We start from the raw sequence: 567 nt of genomic DNA, 5'->3' as shown, positions 1-567 counted from the left end.
AAAGCGGTTGTGCTGACCGTAGGTACTTTCCTTGGGGGTAAGATCCACATTGGTATGGAAAGTTCTTCAGGCGGTCGCGCTGGGGATCCACCATCGATCGCATTGGCGGATCGCTTACGTGAGTTGCCATTCCGAGTGGATCGTCTAAAAACGGGGACACCACCACGTATTGATGCTCGCACGGTTGATTTCTCAGTGCTAGAAGCGCAACACGGTGACAACCCAACACCAGTTTTCTCATTCATGGGTAAGCGCGAACACCATCCGCGTCAAATTCCTTGTTTCATTACGCATACCAATGAACAAACTCATGAAGTGATCCGCAATAACCTAGATCGTAGCCCAATGTACGCAGGTGTGATCGAAGGAATTGGCCCACGTTACTGTCCGTCTATCGAAGACAAAGTGATGCGCTTTGCGGATAAGAACAGCCACCAAATTTTCATTGAACCTGAAGGTCTTACCACGCACGAGTTATACCCGAATGGTATATCCACCAGCTTGCCGTTTGATGTTCAAGTACAAATCGTTCGTTCAATGAAAGGCTTCGAGAACGCACACATTGTT

The 567-nt window shown here is 48.3% G+C and carries 1 protein-coding gene; it reads left to right on the top strand.

The window, feature by feature from the left end; all coding sequences use genetic code 11:
- Positions 1-567, top strand: a 567-nt coding sequence (locus R7R78_RS28415; protein ID WP_225474888.1) for an FAD-dependent oxidoreductase, incomplete at both ends; no start/stop codon positions are given.

It is taken from the genome of Vibrio sp. 2134-1, assembly GCF_033339495.1.
This window is presented reverse-complemented; position numbering and strand designations above follow the sequence as displayed.